Raw genomic sequence first — 21984 nt, 5'->3', positions numbered from 1 at the left:
GCACTGAATTGATTTACGGATATATCAATACATATATTTTCTTATATTGTATCGGAAAATAACCGATATATCCGTATTAAAAAACCTCAGTTAAACTTCTATAACAATTTAAATAGCCTAAGCAAATTAAATTTATAATTTAGAATGACTACCATACTTATGTATAATCAATAAGGTATCATCATTTAAACCAACAATAGAACAGGAAAAACCGTTCTTCTTAAACTTATCAACCACTAAGTCTAAAACAGAAACAGAAGTAATATCCCAAACTTGAGCATGTGTTAGATCAATAACAATATTCTTTACTTTTTTCTCATCAAAATTAAAGAACTTAAGAAATTTTTCTGAGGAGCTAAAAAATATTTGCCCTTTAATTTCATAGATGATCGTATTGTCTTGAATGAAATGATTTACACTCATTTGATTTTCTAGTTTTTTTACCAAGAAAAGTGCGGAGAGGAGTACACCCGTTAATACACCTAAAGCAAGGTTATGTGTAAATAGCACAACAATTACTGTTGCTATCATTACGATATTGCTGCTCTTAGGATTTCTTGTAAATTGAGTAAGGGATTTCCATTCAAATGTACTTATAGAAACCATAATCATCACGGCGACTAAAGCAGCCATTGGAATGACTTTCAGCCAACTACTAATAAAAACGACCAAAATAAGTAAAAAGATACCAGCAATAAATGTAGATAGTCGACCACGTCCACCAGATTTAACATTAATCATTGACTGACCAATCATGGCACAGCCAGCCATGCCTCCCATAAAACCAGTAGTTATATTAGCAATACCTTGTCCTATACATTCTTGATGTTTATTACTATGTGTTTCTGTCATTTCATCAATAATTGTAGAAGTCATCATAGACTCTAATAATCCAACAAATGACATTGCAATCGCATAAGGAAATATAATAGTGAATGTTTCAAAATTTAGAGGAATATTAGGGATTAGGAAAATAGGTAGACTATTTGGAAGATGCCCCATATCCCCAACAGTTCTAATATGAAAACCGAAAAGAAGAGATATTAAAGTAATTACAACAATACAAACCAAAGGTGAGGGTAGTAGTGAACCTACTTTTGGAATTCTGGGGAATAGATAAATAATCGCGAGTCCTAAAGCAACGAGCCCATACACTAAGTAAGGAACATGTGTTAGTTCAGGTAATTGTGCTGTAAATATTAATATTGCTAATGCATTAACAAAACCAATAACAACAGACTTCGATACAAACCGCATGAGTTTAGCAAGTTTAATTTTTCCAATAATAATTTGAAAAATACCTGTAAGAATCGTTGTTGCAAAAAGGTATTGTAATCCGTGTTCTTTGACCAAAGTCACCATCAACAAGGCCATTGCCCCAGTGGCAGCAGAAATCATAGCTGGTCGTCCACCAACAAATGCAATGACAACAGCCATAGAAAACGAAGCATATAAACCAACACTCGGATCTACACCTGCAATAATGGAAAAGGCAATTGCTTCTGGAATAAGTGCAAGTCCAACAACCAGACCTGCAAGTACATCTCCTCTAATATTAGAGAACCATTCTTTTTTATAATTTGCGAGCATATACAAATCCATAATCGTACCCTAGCAAAGAATTTACTTGAGTACATTTAAATTTCTGAAAATTAAGTTCTAACCGAAAGGTTATAAGAGACATTCTGATGCACCGATTATCGATGCTGAATAAGATTTATGAATAATGATAGCATGGGTTTTACAAGACAATGTAATTTAGATTTACAGAAAAACATACATAATTTATAAATGGACGGATTGTCTTTGTTAAAAAAATGTCGTACTGTAATTGATAGTAATTATTATTTATATTCAAGGATATAGAAAAATGGCTTATACATTACCGCAATTACCGTATGCATATGATGCACTAGAACCAAACATTGATACAAAAACAATGGAAATTCATCATACAAAGCATCATCAAACCTATATCAATAATATCAATGCCGCAATTGAAGGTACCGAGTGGGAAAAGCTTAGTGTTGAAGAACTTGTTTCTAAGGTAAATGAAGTTCCTGAAGATATTAAGAATGTTGTTATTAATAACGGCGGTGGCCATGCAAACCACTCATTATTTTGGACAGTAATGAGTCCTCAAGGTGGTGGCGAGCCTAAAGCTGAATTGGCACAAGCAATTGAAACCGACCTAGGTGGTCTAGAAGCTTTTAAAGATAAATTTACCAAAGCAGCCTTAAGCCGTTTTGGTAGTGGTTGGGCATGGTTAAGTGTAACACCCGAGAAAAAACTTATTGTAGAAAGTAGTGGAAACCAAGATTCTCCATTAATGAGTGGTAATACACCGATTCTTGGTCTAGATGTTTGGGAACATGCTTACTATTTAAAATATCAAAACCGTCGTCCTGAGTATATTTCTGCTTTTTACAATGTTGTAAATTGGGATGAGGTTGCACGACGTTATAAAGATGCTATTGCATAATTGATATTTTACTTATAAAAAAGGGCAAATTATTGCCCTTTTTTTAGAAATTCTGTCTCATACTTTCAAGCCATGCATTAACGGCGGGTGAGGGTAAGATATCCTTACGCCATGCCATAACTAAATGCCATTCAATATTCGGTCGATGCAGTGGTATTGCAGAGAATCTATGATCTAATAAATCTGTATAATATTTTGGTAATAATGTAATTCCCATACGTGCAAATACCATATCGGCCAATAAGTTCCATTGACTACTTCTACAGACGATGCTCGGTACAAAATCATGTAATTTACATGCATCTAAAATGCGCTGATTTAATGAAAAGTTTTCCTGAAATAAAAGGAAAGATTGGTATTTTAATTCTTCAAGCGAAATGATTGATTTTTTTGCCCATTCAGAGTCACTTCGGACAACAACCATCAGTGGATAATTGCATATCTCCATTTTATAAAACTTCTCTTCATCAATAGGAGCAAGTAAAACACCGACATCTAATTGATGATTAATGAGTGCTTGTTCTATACCCTTAGAGCCAACCTCTAGAAATGACAATTCAATATTAGACCATTTTTGATGAAAGTCGAATAAGGTCGATGTTAATAATTGAGCGCCTAAAGGAGGAACACCCATGCGTAATGTACCTACTTTTAAATCTCGATAATTTTGGATATCTATTAATAAATCTTGCTGATTATTTAAAATTTTAATTGCATGAATATAAACTCGTTGACCAATTTCTGTAAGTTTAATGGTTCTTTTTTTTGCTAATTCTGCTTTAACAAATAAAGTTACATGAAGCTCATTTTCAAGTTGGTCAATATTTTTACTAACAGTGGGCTGTGTAATATGTAATGTTTCAGCAGTACGTGTAAAACTTTTAGTTTTCACAAGAGTCACAAAACTTTGTAATAATTTTAGCGAAACCATACACCACTCAATTATTTTATTATGCCATTTTAGAATAATTTTCTATGAGATAAATCATATTGTCTATATATAACTTACATTAAAATAAAGCTAATCGATAAATTACTAGGTAGATAGATGAATATAAAAAGTTTACTTATGACCTTTCTACAACTTTTAGGGTTACTTAGCTTTTGGTTTATTGGTGGAATAATACAAAAAAAACTCCAACTTCCAATTTCTCCAGGAATATTGGGTCTATTTCTTTTACTATTCTGCTTATTTTTTAAGATTATAAAGATTGAACATGTTGAATCAGGCGCAAATGCTGCTCTGCGAGAATTGGTACTTTTCTTTTTACCCATTATTGTTGCTGTTGTTCAATATAAATCGCTTTTTATCAGTCAAGGTTGGCAACTGGCAATATGCATTATCGTTGGAACGGCGTTAGTGATGTTAAGTACGAGCCTAACCATTCACTTTCTGTATCGCTTTAAAGAATGGAAACACAAAAATAAGAAAAAATCTGCAAATACATTGAATGCTATAAAATAAGAGAGGATGAGTTAATGAATATATGGTCAATCATTTGTCTTGTTTGGACAGTCGTAGCATATCTATTTGCCAAACAAACTTATAAGAAACATCCTAAAGCTTGGTTATCTCCAGCAATTACTGTACCTACAGTGACTATTATATTGATGGTTATTTTTGGTATTTCATATCAAACATATGCACAAGATACACAGTGGATTGTTAATTTACTTGGGCCCGCTACTGTTGCTTTTGCAGTACCAATATATAGATACCGAGAAACCATTAAAAATCATATTGTTGTTCTAAGCGTTGCCATTATTGTTGGAATGAGTGTAGGTGTGTTTAGTGCATATCAAATGGCCAAACTTTTTGGATTTGATAGTGAGGTTACACATAGTCTCATGGCAAGATCGATCTCTACACCATTTGCAATTGTACTTGCAGAAAATATTCATGGCTCTGCAACATTAGTTTCATTATTTACAGCATTAACAGGGCTTATTGGAATGATCTTTGGTGATTTTATACTTGCCCTTACACGTATTAAATCTAATATTGCCAATGGAGCGGCTCTTGGAAGTGGTGCTCATGGCTTTGGTACGGTACGTGCACAACAAAGAAACAATGAAGAAGGTGTAATTGCCAGTTTAACGATGGTAATCTCAGGCATTCTCATGGTTATTTTAGGGCCAACATTAATTCATTTATTTTTTAATTAAATATTCCATTTTTTACGGTAACGCCACAATGTACTTCGGCTAATATTTAACTTATCTAATGTTTGGCTTAAATCATATTCCGATTCTTGAAGCACTTGAGTAAGTCGTTCCTTCGTAATATTTACATATTTATTTACCTGTACAGAAGATTGCTGTAGTGATTCAAAAATTAACTCTTGAGGCAAATCTTCAACCGTAATAGAAGGACGATCATATGCCATGGTGAGTGCATAAAGTAATGTATTTTTCAGCTCTCTAATATTACCTGGCCAATCATAAGTGTCAAAAATTTTAAATACTTCACGATCTATTTTAGGCTGTGTTAGATAATCCCTTGAATATTCATTAATAATTTTTTCTACTAAATATGGAATATCTATTTTTCTTTCACGTAACGGCGGTATAAAAATAGGGATGACACGCAGACGGTAAAGCAAATCATAACGAAAACGTCCATGCTTTGCTTCTTCTCTAAGCGCACGATGTGTCGCAGTAACAATACGAACATCTGTCACTATAGTTTTTTCTCCCCCTAAAGGTGTAAATTCCCCAGTTTCTAAAACACGTAAAAGCTTTGCTTGTAAACTTAAAGGCAATTCAGCAATTTCATCTAAAAATAAGGTGCCATGATTTGCGCGTTCAAATACACCTTTATGGTCACGAATAGCACCTGTAAAAGCGCCTTTTACATGCCCAAAAAGCTCACTTTCTAAGATATTGGAATGAAGAGAGGCACAATTAATGCTAATAAAAGGATGAGTTGATCGTTTACCAAACTGATGAACTAGTTGAGCGATTCTTTCTTTACCTGCTCCAGATTCTCCGCGAACCAATACAGGAAAAGAAGTTTTGGCAACTTTCTTTAAAATATTAAATACTTGTGCCATTTTAGATGATTGACTAGTTAAATATTTAAAAAGCTCATCTTCATCATGCTTGTTATCTAAATTATCTTCAATAATACAAAAATAGCCAATATTGGATGCTTGTACATAAATTTCAGCTTCGATGTAATGCATTAAATTGATATTTTTTAAAAAATTAGATGGAAGGCCACTTATTTTGTGAGGAGAAAAAATATAAAAGTGATGGCCGTTTTTAATATAAGTATGACTATATAGGTGAGCATTGAGTACAAGATATTGATCAATAAAGTTTTTAAAATTTGACTCTGTAGAAAAATTTAGACGTTTCATGTTTCATAATTTTTGTTTCATGTTTCAATATTATCATATATTTTGACACCACATTTTACAAATATTTTATAAGTTTTTGATAAATATAATTTTTTTGTTAAATGGTTTTGTGGCATGATATATGCAATATAATGATTAATATATGAATAATTATGATAAGTGAGGTCTTATGTTTTTAAAACAGTTTTTTGAACCTGAGAGTTGTACCTATACATATCTTATCGCTGATGAAAAAAATCATGCAGTTATTATTGACCCTGTGGAATCGGAACTCGATATTTATTTAAAAACGATTCAAGATTATGATTTGAAACTTCTTTATATTTTTGAAACACATATACATGCTGATCATATTACAGCTGCAGCACCGCTTAGAGAAAAAACACAAGCAAAATCTGTCGTACATAGAAACTCTAATGTAACTTGTGCCGATCTATTGATTACAGATGGTTGTATTTTCCAATTGGGAAAATATAGCATTGAAGCAATATTTACACCTGGCCATACAAATGCATGTATGAGTTATTATTTAAAAGAAGAAAATATAGTTTTTACAGGAGATACTTTACTAATTAATGGGTGTGGGCGAACTGATTTTCAACATGGTAGTTCTAAGCAGCTTTACGAAAGTATTCATACCAAGATTTTTACACTTCCAGAGCAAACAATAGTTTATCCTGCACATGATTATCATGGGAAAAAGTTCTCAACCATAAAGGAAGAAAAAGAGCAAAATGTCAGGTTAGGACAGGGTAAAACTGAAGCTGAGTTTATTGATATTATGGGTAATCTCAATTTACCTTATCCTAAAAAGATAGATACTGCATTGCCAATGAACCAAGCATGTGGTCAGAAAAAATAATGACAGTTTTGTTGGCCATTGAAGGTCTATTTATAGGTACTTTATTGGGGCTTACAGGTGCAGGTGGGGGAATATTGGCAATACCAATTCTGATGTGGTCCCAAGATTGGAATGTTACTCAAGCCGCACCTGTAGCATTGGTTGCCATTACTATTTCGTCAGGCATTGCGACATTTCAAGGGCTGATTGAAAAGACTGTACGTTATAAAGCAGCAATGTGGATTGCTATTTTATCTTTGCCTTCAATATATCTAGGTATCTATTTAAGCAAAATATTACCTGTCCATATTCTGACTATATTACTTTGTATAGTCATGTTATTTATCGGATTAAGGTCAATATTTTCTCAAAACTGTAGTCATCATCATAAAGTCTTATGTCCAGTAAATGAAGAAACCGGTCGTTTTATTTGGTGTACCAAGACAAGACTATCTCTTGGAACAATTGGTATCTTTTCTGGGTTTCTCACAGGTTTGTTAGGTGTTGGTGGTGGTTTTGTCATTACACCGTCATTACAAAAAATGACAAATTTGAAGTTTTATAGCATTACAAACACTTCTTTAATGGTGATCTTTCTGATTGGTTCATCAACTGTATTTTTACGTATTACTGAGGGATACAAATATCCTCATGCTGAAACAATTGCTTTTACAATCACATGTATATTCGGTCTAATGCTAGGGCGTTTATTATGTAAATATATTCCGAGTCATATCTTAAAAACTATTTTCTCTTCTACACTCATTTTTGTTTCACTTATTTTAGGATATAAGACAATTGGCTATATATATTAATTCGGTAGGATCAAATAATATATCAAAGTGATGTACTGTAAGGCATCATACAAAATCATAAGGAATATGAAATGAAAAAATATTACAGTGTAATTTTTGGTGCAATGATTGGACTAAGTGCAATGAGTATCCATGCAAAAACATATATTCTAACAGATACTGAAAACGGCGTTGAAGTTGGTAATTGGAAGACTACTGGTCAAAACTATACTATAGAACAAAAAGTATTGCATGGAGGAAAACAAGAGGGAAGTAAAGTCATTACCATTACTAGTCCTACAGGTTTAACGATCGCTTTATCGCCAACCCGAGGTATGGGATTACTACATGCTGAAGGAAAAGGGGTTCGACTTGGATGGAACTCTCCAGTCAAAGAGGTAGTGAACCCTGCTTATATTAATCTAGAGAGTCGAAATGGGCTTGGTTGGCTTGAAGGTTTTAATGAAATGATTGTGCGTTGTGGCTATGAATGGACGGGGCATCCAACCACTATTGATGGTCAAATATACTCATTACATGGTAAAGCGCAGAATACACCAGCGTCTTATGTAGCAGTAGAGGTTGATGATAAGCCACCTTTTGCAATACATGTCAAAGGACTTATTAAAGAAAGTACCTTTAAAAAAGCTGATTTACAAACAATGACTCAGCTGACTTATGTGCCAGGTGATAGTTCTTTTAAGCTACATGATGTATTAACGAATCATGCAGATTATGCTCATGATTATCAAATTATTTATCACAGCAACTTCTCACAGCCTATACTTGAAGAAGGTGCGAAATTTATAGCGCCTGTCAGCGAAGTTAGTCCTTTTAATGACTATGCAAAAAAAGGATTAAAAGATTGGCAAAGCTATCTAGGACCAACTAAAGATTTTGATGAAATGGTATTTAATCTGAAGCCATTGGCTGATCAAAATGGTAACACCATTGCAGCATTGTTAAATAAAGATAGTAGTAAAGGTGTTGCTATTGAGTTTAATACACAACAACTTCCTGTACTCACATTGTGGAAAAATACAGATACTTTAAAGCAAGGTTATGTGACAGGAATTGAGCCTGGGACAAGCTATGCATATCCTGTAAATATAGAACGAGAACAAAAAAGAGTTAAACAACTTGCGCCAGGCCAAAGCGTAAATTTTGATTTAACATATTCATTATTAAGCGATCGCTCACAGATTGAGAAAGTTGAGAAAAAAGTGAGTCAGATTCAAGGTAATCAATTAATAAAACAAGTTGAAACACCAATAGCTAAAGAATAATTTAGTCTAGACAACACATAAGTTATGTGTTGTCTTACATACCATGCAGTTCGTATAATCAATATTATGTTAAATAAGGTGTACTGCAATCTCTCACAGCCTACTCGAATAATGAAATGATTTGATGTTTTAGCCACTGCTGAGGATCTTCTTTTGTAGCGTAGACATTCACAGTATATTTAATTTCTGGAAATGGTAAGTCAAAAATATCAAACTCCGAGCTATTTAAAATAGAAATTGCTCTTAATGGTAATGTAATAATACAATCATTTGATTCAATCAAATAAGGTACAATCATCATATTGGGAACCTCTAAAGAAATTTTACGGTGAATATTTCTGCTTTTGAGTAAGTTATCAATTATTCCATCATGATCATCCCAAGCACTTATTTTAATATGATTGGCATTAGCATAATGATGTAAATTCATGGCTGCATATTTATTTTTAGGCGCAACAACAATATATTTATCTGTAAAGCATGTTGTTATATTGATCCCAGAGCTAGAATCAAGTTGTTCTGAGTAACCGAGAATTAAATCAATTTTGCCAAGTTTTAAATCCTCAAAAGACAATGCCATATCTTGAAATATAATTTTTAATTTAATATTTGGCGCACTACTTTTTAATTTCTTTATCAAAGATGGTATTACACAAAAAGCGGTATAGTCAGTTGCAGATATCGTAAATGATTGAGAGCTTGTTAATGGATCAAACTTCTTTTTCTCAAATACTTGGCTAGAAAGATTTATCAACATCTCGGAAATAAATGGAGCAATATCATCTGCCCTTTTCGTTGGCTGCATTTCACCTCCCATACGAACAAATAGCGGATCATCTAAGATTACTCTTAGTCGGTTTAATGCATGACTAAAGGCTGATGGACTAATATGAATTGCATCTGCAGATTTTGATACCGTCTTATTTCGATATAGTGCATCAAAGACTATAAGTAAATTTAGATCAAATTCATGTGGAATAAAATGCATATAATTCACTTTAGAAATGTAAAAAATGCAGTATATACACTTTATTTTTGATTTAAAATATTTCTAAAATTTTTGAGGTATATTCAATGTGTTATAAAATTAGACAAGTGGCTTTAGACGATATACAAAGATGCTATGAAATAGAAATACGCGCCTACCCTCTTGAAGAAGCTGCAACTAAAGAAAAAATTAAAATTCGTGCTGAGAAATATCAGAAAGGATTTATTGTTTTAGAAGAAGATCAACAAATTATTGGTTTTATTAACAGTGGTTGCGCAGATCAAATCGTTATGTCAGACGATTGTTTTAAAGAGCTTATAGGACATAATCCTCTTGGGGCACATTTAGTTATTATGTCAGTTGTTGTAGATCCTCAATTTCAAGGAAAAGGCTATGCTAGCCATATGATGAAAGATTTTATTCAGAGGGCTAAAATATTAAATAAAGAATCAATTTATTTAATGTGTAAAGAAGAATACCTTAAATTTTATGAAAAATTTGGATTTAAATTTACTCAGATCTCGGCATCTTCTCACGGTAATGAAACATGGTATGAAATGCAGTTAATTTTAAGAGATTAAATCTTAGCGTTATAGCTAGCATGAAGCTAGCTATATTTACAGCTAACTTTAAATAGATTTTTCAATTTCAATAATATTAACCCCTATCGCCTTTTCAACGAAATTAATAGTGTCTTCAAATCCTTCTAGCCCAGTACTTGAAGATAGGGCTTCTTTGGCGTCTTCTAAAGAATCAAACCATAGTTCACAAAATCCATCTACTGGAGATTCAGGATTTTGACGACGGTCAATAGGATTAATTACATATTTTCTTAATTTTGGCAATTTAATTGCAATTTGAGCATGAACTTCGGTCCAATAAGTTACAAACTCATCAAACGTTTGATGGTCTTTTTTATATAAAAAACTAACATACTTAAACCCATAGTTTTTTGACATGATGACTCCCCTTTTTTATTTTAATTTATTCAATCCAAATAACTTAACATATAATTCAATTTTTTAATTCATAACTGACGTATTGTTTATATATTCTTCAAAATCTCCCATTTTTAACATGGAGATAATCAACCATTTATTTTTTTGAGTTATTCCAAGTTTGATCATTGCTTTTTGTATAGCTTGTTGAGAGCAATTGAAACGCATTGCGCGCTGATGCTGAAAAGAATTTGGATATAAGTATATATCTTTTAATAACTGTTTTACTGATATTTTCATATCAGGATATACTCTATAGCTTCTTAATATATTTTTTTCAAATTGCTCTATAATTAATACTATAATAACTATAGGTACGTTTAAATGCTTTGAAATAAAATGATAGGTCTTACCAGATCGAAATAGATCTAAGACGTCTTGTTTGATTTCTTCCATATTTCTCTCTTAAATATTATACATAAAAACTAAATATATAATTTATAAGATAATTTTAATTGAAAAATCATATTTTATTTTTATTTATTTTATGGGTTTTATAAATTTATTTTTATCTTCTTATTACCAACGTCAATTATGTGAGTAGATTATTTCATTATTTTATTATAATTATTGTCAGTATTATTTTTATTTTTATATATGTTGATATTGATTTTATTTTTATATTTTATGTTATTTAATTTTTTATTTAATTCATTTTATGAATATTTAGTCACAAAAAAGCCATTAATAAAATGGCTTTTTTCACTATATGGGATTTATTACCAAGCAATAACTACTCGACGGTTAGGTGCCTGACACTTAATATTAATAGCTGTTCTCTGAGTGCCTTTACATTCTTCAAATTGTTGGGTTTCATTTGCCCCTACAACTTGAATAATAGATGCTGGAATACCAAAGCGTACCAATTGTTGAGCGACTGTATTGGCTCTACTTTGAGAGAGTTTACTATTGTAACTGTAAGAACCAATTTTATCAGTATAACCAATTACATTGACATGCGTTGGATTCGATTTTTGGATATTTTGAGCAATTTGTGGAATTGGTGTAGACCCTGCCACAATAGAGGATACATCAGAACGATCAAAATCAAATAGCACATTTGCTTCTGTTGGTCCTGCCGGCGTAGGTACAGGAACAGGAATTGGTGCGACTACAGTATTGTTCACCCCCCAATCCATTAATCCTTGGCACTCTTCACCTTTCCATGAAAGTCTTTGTCCAATATATTTTTTGTCAAAGTCAATTCTTAGTTGGCATCGTTTATAAGTATGGGTATTCGGTACACGAATATCGAGAACATAATTCCAAGTATGAACGAATAAGATTCCTTCGCTGAACTGCGGATTTCCTAAAAGATGTCTATATTGGTCTTTTGTTAAGCCTACATCTAAATTAGCAACAGTTCCATATTCATATCTTGGTACTTGCTTAAGATAACTATCTGAAATTTTTGGAAATTTAACTTCTATTTCAGGTTGTTGGTCTTCGGCATGTACGTATGTGGTTGCTGCAGTAAATAATAGGACTGTGCTGGCTACTAAAGTTGTTAGATTTGTTTTTTTCATGTTGATGTACTCTCAAAATTAATATTAGAAGCTTCGGAGAGGAAATAGAATTTCTTCTCCGATTGAATGCTGAATAATTAGTTAATTACACCGGTTACACCGACACGGAATAGAGGTGATCCTTCTGTTCCTCCTGCTACACCACCTGTTACAGACCAACGACCATTATCTGCTGTACGACGTAATGTCGCACCTAGTGCACTTTGGCTATTGTAGTAAGAAGCCCCTACTGCATAAGTCCATTTTCCTGCGATAAATGGTGCTTGTTCTAAGGCTGCAGTTGCTGCAATACCTGCAGATAATCTATCTTCAAGTTTATTAATACGGTTGTTTGTATATGTAAATGCTTGATTTAAATTATTTTCAACATTGCCAATTCTATTGTCTACAGCGGTAAGTGCACTACCAACATTATTATAGGTTGAACCTGCAACGCTATATGTTGGTGCTGTGACTTGACCGTCTGAGCCAACTGTAGAACCGCCTCCTAAATATGTAGCAGTATTACTATTTGCTGTATAAAGCTGAGACCCATTTACAGCATCTTTACTTGTGCTTGAGACACCACCATCTGCAACATTTGTTACTTTCTGGCTACCTGCGTTTATTCCTGAGCCAGTAATATCGACTGATCCAACAGCTATACTATTTACATTTAGATCTTTTGATGTAGCCACCTGATAATTGGTACTTCCATCGGTATTTGTTGTTTGGGTAACAACAATATTATCTCCTTGGCTTACTGTTGTTTTTGCTTGAGTAGCAGCTTGGCTCACACTTGCAATTGCATCATTAATATTGTCTTTTCCAGTACCGCCAATGTTACTTGTTGAAATTGTACCATCTGCATTTACTGTTGTTGAACCACCTATCGCATTTGCAACACTATTAGATACACCTGCTAATTGTCCGCCGTTAACAGCATCTTTAGATCCTGTAGCAACAGTACCATCTGCAACATTTGTTAAGGTTGTACCATTTGTACCGCCTTCTAATGTCACTTTATCTTTATTTACAGTGCCATCTGCATTCTTGTCATATTTCACTGCATTATCAGAAAGCGCATTAATATTGTTCGTTACATTACTAATTGCTGTATCAAGTTGCCCTTTAGTTGCTGCATCTGTTGCATTAACCCCATCACCTACATTTGTAATTGCTTTACCACCTGCATCAATCCCTGAAGATGTAACGCTTGGACCATTTACAATGGTTAGGCCATTGCTATTAAGTGTTGTATTTCCTGTAGTCACACTGGTAAAGGTTGCATCTTTAGCAAGACCAATGATTAAGTTACCATCACTGTCAGTTGTGGTTTTAATGTTCGAGCTATCGTATTCACTATCATCCTTAGTGCCTGTTCCTTTAATGGTCAAGGTTTCACCTAAGTTTTTATGAATTGTACTGCCAGAGTTTGCTGCAAAGTTCAGACCTGCACTAGTTAAACCACTTGTTGCACTATCTACTTGCCCTTTATTTACAGCATCCGTAGAGTTTACGCCATCTGCGACATTGGTAATGGTTTTACTACCTGCATCAATCCCTGAAGATGTAACACTTGGACCGTTTAAGATGGTTAAACCATCATTATTAATCGTCGTGTTGCCAGTAGTTACGCTAGTAAAGGTTGCATCTTTAGCAAGACCAACAATTAAATTACCATCACTGTCAGTTGTGGTTTTAATGTTCGAGCTGTCATATTCACTATCATCCTTAGTTCCTGTTCCTTTAATGGTCAAGGTTTCACCTAAGTTTTTATGAATTGTACTGCCAGAGTTCGCTGCAAAGTTGAGACCAGTACTGGTTAAACCACTTGTTGCATCGTCTAACTGATTTTTGTTAACAGCATCTGTTCCATTAACAGCATCTGCCACATTAGTAATGGTTTTACTACCTGCATCAATCCCTGAAGATGTAACGCTTGGACCATTTACGATGGTTAAGCCATTGCTATTTAGTGTTGTATTTCCTGTAGTTACACTAGTAAAGGTTGCATCTTTAGCAAGACCAACAATTAAATTACCATCACTGTCAGTTGTGGTTTTAATGTTCGAGCTGTCGTATTCACTATCATCCTTAGTTCCTGTTCCTTTAATGGTTAAGGTTTCACCTAAGTTCTTATGAATTGTACTACCAGAGTTCGCTGCAAAGTTGAGACCAGTACTAGTTAAGCTACTTGTTGCATCGTCTAACTGATTTTTGTTAACAGCATCTGTTCCATTAACAGCATCTGCGACATTGGTAATAGTTTTACTGCCAGCGTCAATTCCTGAAGATGTAACACTTGGACCGTTTAAGATAGTTAAACCATCATTATTAATCGTCGTGTTGCCAGTAGTTACACTAGTAAAGGTTGCATCTTTAGCAAGACCAACAATTAAATTACCATCACTGTCAGTTGTAGTTTTAATGTTCGAGCTGTCGTATTCACTATCATCCTTAGTTCCCGTTCCTTTAATGGTTAAGGTTTCACCTAAGTTCTTATGAATTGTACTACCAGAGTTCGCTGCAAAGTTTAACCCTGCATTCGTTAAGTTGGTGGTTGCTGTATCTAGCTGTCCTTTATTTACAGCATCCGTAGAATTTACGCCATCTGCGACATTGGTAATGGTTTTACTGCCAGCATCAATTCCTGAAGACGTAACGCTTGGACCATTTAAGATGGTCAAACCATCATTATTAATCGTCGTGTTGCCAGTAGTTACACTAGTAAAGGTTGCATCTTTAGCAAGACCAACAATTAGGTTGCCATCACTGTCAGTTGTGGTTTTGATGTTCGAACTATCGTATTCACTATCATCCTTAGTTCCTGTTCCTTTAATGGTCAAGGTTTCACCTAAGTTCTTATGAATTGTACTACCAGAGTTCGCTGCAAAGTTTAACCCTGCATTAGTTAGATTAGTTGCGGTTGTATCTAACTGTCCTTTATTTACAGCATCCGTAGAGTTTACGCCATCTGCGACATTGGTAATGGTTTTACTGCCAGCGTCAATTCCTGAAGATGTAACGCTTGGACCATTTAAGATGGTTAAACCATCATTATTAATCGTTGTGTTGCCAGTAGTTACACTAGTAAAGGTTGCATCTTTAGCAAAATTGACAATTAGGTTGCCATCACTATCAGTTGTGGTTTTAATGTTCGAGCTGTCGTATTCACTATCATCCTTAGTTCCTGTTCCTTTAATAGTCAGGGTTTCACCCATTTGCTTATTAATGGTATTCCCTGAATTTGCTGCGAAATTTAAACCTTTATTTACAGTTGTATTTAAGGTATCTACAGCTTGATTTGTTGCATAAAGCTGACTTCCATTAATTGCATCTGTACTGGTTGAGCTAACACGTCCAGCAGCAAGATTAGTTAATGTACGTTCATTACCTGAACTACCTATAGATACGGTACTTGTAGGACTCGTTCCTGCATATGTATATGTCGTTCCTGCTACTGTACCACTTGAGGTCGCTACCGTTGCAGCTGTACTTGAATTAGAACCTAAAGCAACATCGTTCGCATTATTTGCAACACTACTAGAACCTAAAGCTAAGCCATTTGTTGCAGCACTATGTGCGCTATTACCTAATGCTACACCGCCAGCAGCATCTACATTTGACTCATATCCTAAGGCAACAGAACCTTGTCCAGTTGCTGTATTAGTATTACCCATAGCAACAGCACCATCGCCATTTGCTGTATTATCTTTACCTGCCGCAACAGCACCTGCACCTGTTGCATTATTTGGATCACCAATTGCTACAGCACCATCACCACTTGCTGTGTTTCCAGCACCTATTGAAACTGCCTTACCATTTTTTGCCACTGCTGCAGAACCAATTGCAACAGATTCTGCAGATGTCGCTTCAGAGCTATCGCCGATAGCAATGGATTTATTTCCTGATGCAGTTGTTGTCGTTCCTAAAGCAATTGCACTTGTCGCAGTTGCCGCAGAGTTTGTACCTTGTGCAATCGTATTTATTTGACTTGCATTAGCTCCATAACCGAAAGCAATCGCAGCAGAGCCAGTTGCATTCGATGTATTACCAATTGCTGTCGCGTTTGCTGCATTCGCATTTGATGTATAGCCAATTGCTGTCGCGTTTGCTGCACTTGCATTTGATGTATTACCTAAAGCAATGGTATTTGCTGCATTTGCATTTGATGTATAACCAATTGCTGTTGCATTTGCGCCTGTTGCATTTGCGCCATTGCCTTGTGCAACTGTATTTACTGCTGTTGCATTTGCACCATTACCTTGTGCAACTGCGTTTGCTGCTGTTGCATTTGCACCTGTACCTTGAGCAATGGTATTTGCTGCTGTTGCATTTGATGTATTACCTTGTGCAATTGCATTTGCTGCTGTTGCATTTGCACTTGTACCTTGCGCAATTGTACTTGCTGCAGTTGCATTTGCTGTATTACCTACAGAGATAGAGTTAGTACCAGTTGCCATGGCACCTGTACCTTGTGCTAGAGAGTTTGTACCTGTCGCATTTGCTGTGTTACCAATTGCTGTTGCACCTGATGCACCTGCAACTGAATTTGTACCTTGAGCAATCGTATTTGCTGCAGTTGCATTTGCTGCATTCCCAACCGCAATTGAGTTCAAGCCACTTGCGACTGAATTTATACCTTGTGCAAATGAGTTTGCACCGCTTGCAATTGAGGTATTGCCAATTGCTACAGCACTTATACCACTAGCTAGCGAGTTTGTACCTTGTGCAAATGAGTTTGTACCACTTGCTGTTGCAGTATTACCAATCGCAGTCGCACTTAAAGCACTTGCAGTTGCATTTGTACCTTGAGCAATCGCGTTGGTTGCACCAGCTGCTACTGTTGCGCTATTACCAATTGCCATTGAACCTGTAGAAAGACTACTTGATGTCCCTTTTACTGTGGCTCCACTACCCAATGCTAAAGCATTCTGTGCGTAAGTAACACTACTGCCATTACCTTGAGCAATAGATTGTGCAGAGTTTGCATCTACGCTTGTTGTATTACCTAATGCTATTGAATTTGCAGAATTTGCACTAGAACTCGTGCCAATTGCTGCTGCATTACTTGCAGTTGCTTTAGAGTTATTGCCTAATGCAATAGTACCTGCAGATGTTGCATTAGCTGTATTACCAATCGCGGTAGAATTCGAACCACTTGCAACAGAACTTGTACCTTGTGCAAATGAATCTGTACCACTCGCATTTGCAGTATTTCCGATGGCTGTTGCACCCGATGCACTTGCTGCAGCACTTGTTCCTTGAGCAATCGTATTTGCAGCACTTGCATTTGCACTATTACCAACGGCAGTTGCATTTACACCACTTGCACTAGCGCTTGATCCTTGAGCAATCGCGTTGGTTGCACCAGCTGCGATTGTTGCACTATTACCAATTGCCATAGAACCTGTAGACAAACTACTAGAAGTCCCTTTGACTGTTGCATTGTTTCCTAAAGCTAAAGCATTTTGTGCATAGGTAACAGAGGTATTTGCACCTTGTGAAATCGCTTGTGCCGAATTGGCATCTATAGTTGCAGATGTACCCAGTGCAACAGTATCAGATGAAGCTGCAGTCGCATTATTACCAATAGCATTCGATCTAAGAGCACTAGCTTTTGAGTTATAGCCTAGTGACATTGAATTAATGCCAGATGCTGTTGAATTACTTCCTACGGCCATTGCATGGTCATTGGTTGCAGCAGCAGCATAGCCTGATGCAATTGCAGCATTTGCTGATGCATTTGCTGATGTCCCTTGAGCAATTGTATTCACATCACTTGCTGTTGCACCAGTGCCTTGAGCAATGGCATTAGAAGCACTTGCTGCCGCACTTGCACCTACTGCAATAGTGTTATTCGAAGTTGCACTTGCTAATGTCCCTTGAGCAATTGCATTTGTTGATGTTGCATTTGCTGATGTCCCTTGAGCAATTGAATTAACTGCACCAGCTGCAATTGTTGCGCTATTACCAATTGCCATAGAACCTGTAGAAAGACTGCTTGATGTCCCTTTTACTGCGGCTCCACTACCCAATGCTAAAGCATTTTGTGCGTAAGTAACACTACTACCATTACCTTGTGCAATAGATTGTGCCGAATTCGCATCTACATTTGCTGTATTGCCTAAAGCAAGTGACGATGCAGAGTTTGCTCCAGCACTTGTACCAATTGCTGTTGTATTTGCAGCAGTTGCATTTGCAGCATTACCAATCGCAGTCGAACTTGAACCACTTGCGGTAGAGTTAGTCCCCTGAGCAATCGCATTAGCAGCAGCAGCATGAGCTGTATCACCAATAGCAATACCACCCGCGACATCTACATTTGATTTATAGCCTAATGCAACAGAACCTTCTCCAGTTGAGGTGTTTGTATTACCCATGGCAATTGCACCATCACCATTTGAGGTATTATCTTTACCAGTTGCAACTGCACCTGCACCTGTTGCACTATTTGGGTCACCAATTGCTACAGCACCATCACCACTTGCTGTATTTCCAGCACCGATTGAAACTGCCTTACCATCTTTTGCTACTGCTGCTGAACCAATTGCAACAGATTCTGCAGATGTTGCTTCAGAGCTATCACCGATAGCAATCGATTTACTTCCTGATGCGGTTGTAGATGTGCCCATAGCAATAGCACTTGTACCGCTTGCATTTGCAGTATTACCAATGGCTGTTGTATTTGTTGCACTTGCTATAGAGTTTGTGCCTTGGGCAATTGAGTCAGAGCCACTCGCGTTTGCAGTATTACCGATAGCAGTTGCACCTGAACCACTTGCAGTTGCATTTATACCTTGAGCAATTGTGTTAGATGCGCTTGCTGTAGCGCTTGTACCTTCAGCAATTGAGTCGGAACCACTGGCTTTGGCACTATTACCAATCGCTGTTGCACCTGAACCACTTGCTGCTGCTTTTGTACCTTGTGCAATAGTATTTGCAGCACTTGCAGTAGAAGTAGACCCTTGAGCAATTGAGTCAGAACCAGTTGCACTTGCAGTGTTACCGATAGCTGTTGCACCTGAACCACTTGCAGTTGCCTTTGTGCCTTGTGCGATTGTATTTGCGGCACTTGCACTTGCCGTATAACCTATAGCAGTTGCGCTTACACCACTTGCAGTAGCATTTGTCCCTTGAGCAATTGCATTTGTTGCACCTGCTGCAATGGTCGCACTTGCTCCTAAAGCCATAGAGTTTGTTGACAAGCTAGAAGAGGTACCATTTACTTTTGAATTATTACCTAAAGCAATTGCATTTTGTGCATACGTAATAGAAGTATTCGCACCTTGTGAAATCGCTTGTGCTGAATTGGCATCTATGGTTGCAGATGTACCTAGTGCAACGGTATCAGATGAAGCTGTAGTCGCATTATTACCAATAGCATTTGATCTAAGAGCACTGGCTTTTGAGTTATAGCCTAATGACATTGAATCTACGCCAGATGCGGTTGAGCTATTACCTTGAGCAATCGCATTTTCTGCACTTGCATTTGCACTACTGCCTACAGCTAAACTGTTTGTAGCTGAAGATTTTGATGAATTACCAATCGCGGTTGCACCTGAACCACTTGCTGCTGCACTAGTTCCTTGAGCTATGCTGTTCATACCTGATGCATTTGAAGTATTACCCAAAGATATAGCACTTTGCCCACTTGCTGTAGAAGTATAGCCTATAGCAGTTGCGCTCATACCACTTGCTGTTGAACTATTACCTTGTGCGATTGCATTTTCTGCACTTGCTGTTGTATTACTTCCTAAAGCAATTGCATTGATTGCGGATACACTTGCACTGGTACCTTGAGCGATAGAATTTTTTGCACCAGCCGCAATTGTTGCACTATTACCAATTGCCATAGAATTATTTGAAGTATTTCCCGATGCACCATTAACAGCAGCATTATTACCAAGTGCTAATGCACCAGACGCATAAGTAATAGCAGTTGAATTACCTAAAGCAACAGATTGTGCTGAACTTGTACCCACAGAAGATGAAGTACCTTGCGCAATACTATTAACGCTATTCGCTGTTGCACTGTAACCAATTGCTGTTGCACTTACATTATTTGCACTAGCATTTGCACCTTGAGCAATTGCATTTGTTGCTCCAGCAGCAACAGCCGCGCTGTTACCAATTGCCATTGAACCTGTAGATACATTTGCTGATGTACCATTTACTGCGGCATTATTCCCCAAAGCCAACGCATTTTGTGCATATGTAATAGAAGTGTTAGCACCTTGAGCTACAGCTTGGGCTGAGTTAGTACCAATAGAAGATGATGTACCTTGAGCAATACTATTAACACTATTTGCTGTTGCTCCATTACCAATCGCTGTTGAGCTTCCAGCACTTGCAGTAGAGTTTGTTCCCTGAGCAAATGAATTAGCTCCACTAGCTACAGTTCCGTTGCCAATTGCAGTTGAGCCATCAGCAGTTGCCTGTGCTCCACCACCACCCGACTTTCCACCTAAAGCAATTGAATTATCTCCACTGGCTTTTGAATATACACCTATAGCAACTGCAGCACTGCCACTTCCTATTGTATTATTTCCTACGGAAACTGCAGCATCTCCACTACTTGCAGCACCAGAACCAACAGACACTGATACTCGACCAGAAGCATTGGTCTCGTTACCTAATGCTGTCGCAAAGTTACCTGCAGCACTTGTTTGATACCCTAAAGCAGTTGCTCTATTTCCAGTAGAGCTAGCCCCATCTCCAATAGCAATAGTACTAGAGTTTGTTGCCGAAGCATCTGATCCTAGTGCTATTGAATGATAATATGTTGCATCTGCTCTACTACCTACAGCAATTGACTCTTCGCCACTTGCTTTAGTTGCTGTAGAAGATGCGCCATTAGAAGTTGAGGATTGATCAGAACCAATTGCTATCGCATTTTGTCCGGCAGATGCATCTAAAGTAGCTTGACTCCCTAAACGCATAGAATAAGTACCACCTAGAACATCTGTTACACCTATTCTACCGCCATTTACATATAAAAATTGTCCTAAACTTAAGCTTGAAGATGAGTTATCTCCAGTATTTGCAGAGCCAGTTGGACCAAAAAATAATGACTGTTTAGTTTGTGAATTTACAGATGCAGTACATACAGAGGAATCATTTGAAACGTTCTCCACCCCACTAGAGTTAGCACCTCTGTCAATAATTTTTAAACATGAAGTATCTGTACCATCATTTACATATAATCCCCCATCTGCGTATAAATGATTACTTACAGCACTTATTGATACAGCAAAAGTTAACAAAGATATATTTGTAAGACTTTTATTTTTTGAAGATCCTTTTGTTTTTCCTTTTGCAAGCTCTGAAACAACAACCCAACTATTTAGCATTGTATTCCATACAATTTTATACACTTTGTTCATAGCTCTCTCCGCACAAGATACTTTTTGTATATTTTCGGAGTATATGTTTTTGCTTTTTTTATGATCGGTAACTTTTGTATACAAGAATTACTAAAATATACAAATAATAAATAATAAATAAGGTTTTTTATCAAATAGAGATAATTTAACCAAAATAATAAGTGTGTAAAAATACAAAACTCGTATTATTTTTAATATTGTTTTTCTTTCTTAATAAGCAGGAATAATGAATAATTACAATTGTTTTTATAATATAGATTATAAATATTAATCACTTAAGATAATTTTTAGTAATAAATAAGTAATAATATATGATAAATATTTTTTTTAAATATAAAT

Annotated in this window: 15 protein-coding genes; 7 read left to right on the top strand and 8 right to left on the bottom strand. The window is 36.0% G+C overall.

Annotated features, from left to right (window positions below; translation table 11 throughout):
* Positions 1-132: 132 nt before the first annotated feature.
* A complete protein-coding gene (locus OZX61_RS05890) occupies positions 133-1590 on the bottom strand; it encodes a SulP family inorganic anion transporter (RefSeq protein ID WP_277094163.1) in 1458 nt (485 codons plus the stop codon).
* Between the two features lie 280 nt (positions 1591-1870).
* Here OZX61_RS05890 and OZX61_RS05885 point away from each other — a divergent pair, with 280 nt between their 5' ends.
* The gene (locus OZX61_RS05885; protein ID WP_195772610.1) at positions 1871-2482 is read left to right on the top strand and encodes a superoxide dismutase; all 612 of its coding nucleotides are present in this window, start codon (positions 1871-1873) and stop codon (positions 2480-2482) included.
* 43 nt (positions 2483-2525) lie between these two features.
* On the opposite strand, the gene OZX61_RS05880 is transcribed toward OZX61_RS05885, so the two are convergent.
* Positions 2526-3413 (bottom strand): LysR family transcriptional regulator, encoded by an 888-nt coding sequence (locus tag OZX61_RS05880; RefSeq protein WP_277094162.1) that lies wholly within the window; start codon positions 3411-3413, stop codon positions 2526-2528.
* Between the two features lie 117 nt (positions 3414-3530).
* Here OZX61_RS05880 and OZX61_RS05875 point away from each other — a divergent pair, with 117 nt between their 5' ends.
* Both OZX61_RS05875 and OZX61_RS05870 read left to right on the top strand, forming a co-directional pair.
* On the top strand, positions 3531-3947 hold the full coding sequence (locus OZX61_RS05875) for a CidA/LrgA family protein (RefSeq protein WP_277094161.1): 417 nt from the start codon (positions 3531-3533) through the stop codon (positions 3945-3947).
* 14 nt (positions 3948-3961) lie between these two features.
* On the top strand, positions 3962-4648 hold the full coding sequence (locus tag OZX61_RS05870; protein ID WP_277094160.1) for an LrgB family protein: 687 nt from the start codon (positions 3962-3964) through the stop codon (positions 4646-4648).
* Here OZX61_RS05870 and OZX61_RS05865 read toward each other — a convergent pair.
* Complete coding sequence (locus OZX61_RS05865) at positions 4645-5844, bottom strand: sigma-54 dependent transcriptional regulator (protein WP_277094159.1); 1200 nt, start codon at positions 5842-5844, stop codon at positions 4645-4647. The genes OZX61_RS05870 and OZX61_RS05865 overlap by 4 nt on opposite strands.
* A gap of 169 nt (positions 5845-6013) precedes the next feature.
* Between OZX61_RS05865 and OZX61_RS05860 the strand changes: the two genes are divergently transcribed.
* The 3 genes from OZX61_RS05860 (at position 6014) to OZX61_RS05850 (ending at position 8765) form a co-directional block, all read left to right on the top strand.
* Positions 6014-6706, top strand: coding sequence for an MBL fold metallo-hydrolase (locus tag OZX61_RS05860; protein ID WP_277094158.1), 693 nt, complete (start codon positions 6014-6016; stop codon positions 6704-6706).
* A complete protein-coding gene (locus OZX61_RS05855; protein WP_277094157.1) occupies positions 6688-7500 on the top strand; it encodes a sulfite exporter TauE/SafE family protein in 813 nt (270 codons plus the stop codon). Before OZX61_RS05860 ends, OZX61_RS05855 begins: the two co-directional genes overlap by 19 nt.
* A gap of 71 nt (positions 7501-7571) precedes the next feature.
* The gene (locus tag OZX61_RS05850; RefSeq protein WP_277094155.1) at positions 7572-8765 is read left to right on the top strand and encodes an aldose 1-epimerase family protein; all 1194 of its coding nucleotides are present in this window, start codon (positions 7572-7574) and stop codon (positions 8763-8765) included.
* Positions 8766-8865: 100 nt separating this feature from the next.
* Here OZX61_RS05850 and OZX61_RS05845 read toward each other — a convergent pair whose 3' ends face one another.
* Positions 8866-9753: a LysR substrate-binding domain-containing protein gene (locus OZX61_RS05845; RefSeq protein ID WP_277094154.1), complete on the bottom strand. Its 888-nt coding sequence runs from the start codon at positions 9751-9753 to the stop codon at positions 8866-8868.
* Between the two features lie 86 nt (positions 9754-9839).
* Between OZX61_RS05845 and OZX61_RS05840 the strand changes: the two genes are divergently transcribed.
* Complete coding sequence (locus OZX61_RS05840) at positions 9840-10334, top strand: GNAT family N-acetyltransferase (RefSeq protein ID WP_277094153.1); 495 nt, start codon at positions 9840-9842, stop codon at positions 10332-10334.
* Between the two features lie 48 nt (positions 10335-10382).
* Here the strand turns inward: OZX61_RS05840 and OZX61_RS05835 are convergent, their stop codons facing one another.
* From OZX61_RS05835 to OZX61_RS05820, 4 genes are all read right to left on the bottom strand, one after another.
* Entirely contained in the window at positions 10383-10712 is a 330-nt protein-coding gene (locus OZX61_RS05835; protein ID WP_277094152.1) for an EthD family reductase, read from the bottom strand.
* A gap of 63 nt (positions 10713-10775) precedes the next feature.
* The gene (locus tag OZX61_RS05830) at positions 10776-11147 is read right to left on the bottom strand and encodes an IS630 transposase-related protein (RefSeq protein ID WP_196337864.1); all 372 of its coding nucleotides are present in this window, start codon (positions 11145-11147) and stop codon (positions 10776-10778) included.
* Between the two features lie 323 nt (positions 11148-11470).
* Positions 11471-12277, bottom strand: a complete 807-nt coding sequence (locus OZX61_RS05825; RefSeq protein ID WP_277094151.1) for an OmpA family protein — start codon at positions 12275-12277, stop codon at positions 11471-11473.
* Between the two features lie 77 nt (positions 12278-12354).
* Positions 12355-21645, bottom strand: a complete 9291-nt coding sequence (locus tag OZX61_RS05820) for an ESPR-type extended signal peptide-containing protein (protein WP_277095600.1) — start codon at positions 21643-21645, stop codon at positions 12355-12357.
* Positions 21646-21984 lie beyond the last annotated feature (339 nt).

Origin of the sequence: Acinetobacter sp. ESL0695 (assembly GCF_029392135.1) — a bacterium.
GTDB classification, from domain to species: domain Bacteria; phylum Pseudomonadota; class Gammaproteobacteria; order Pseudomonadales; family Moraxellaceae; genus Acinetobacter; species Acinetobacter pollinis.
Note: the sequence above shows the minus strand (reverse complement) of the source record. Positions and strands in the feature narration are given on the sequence as shown.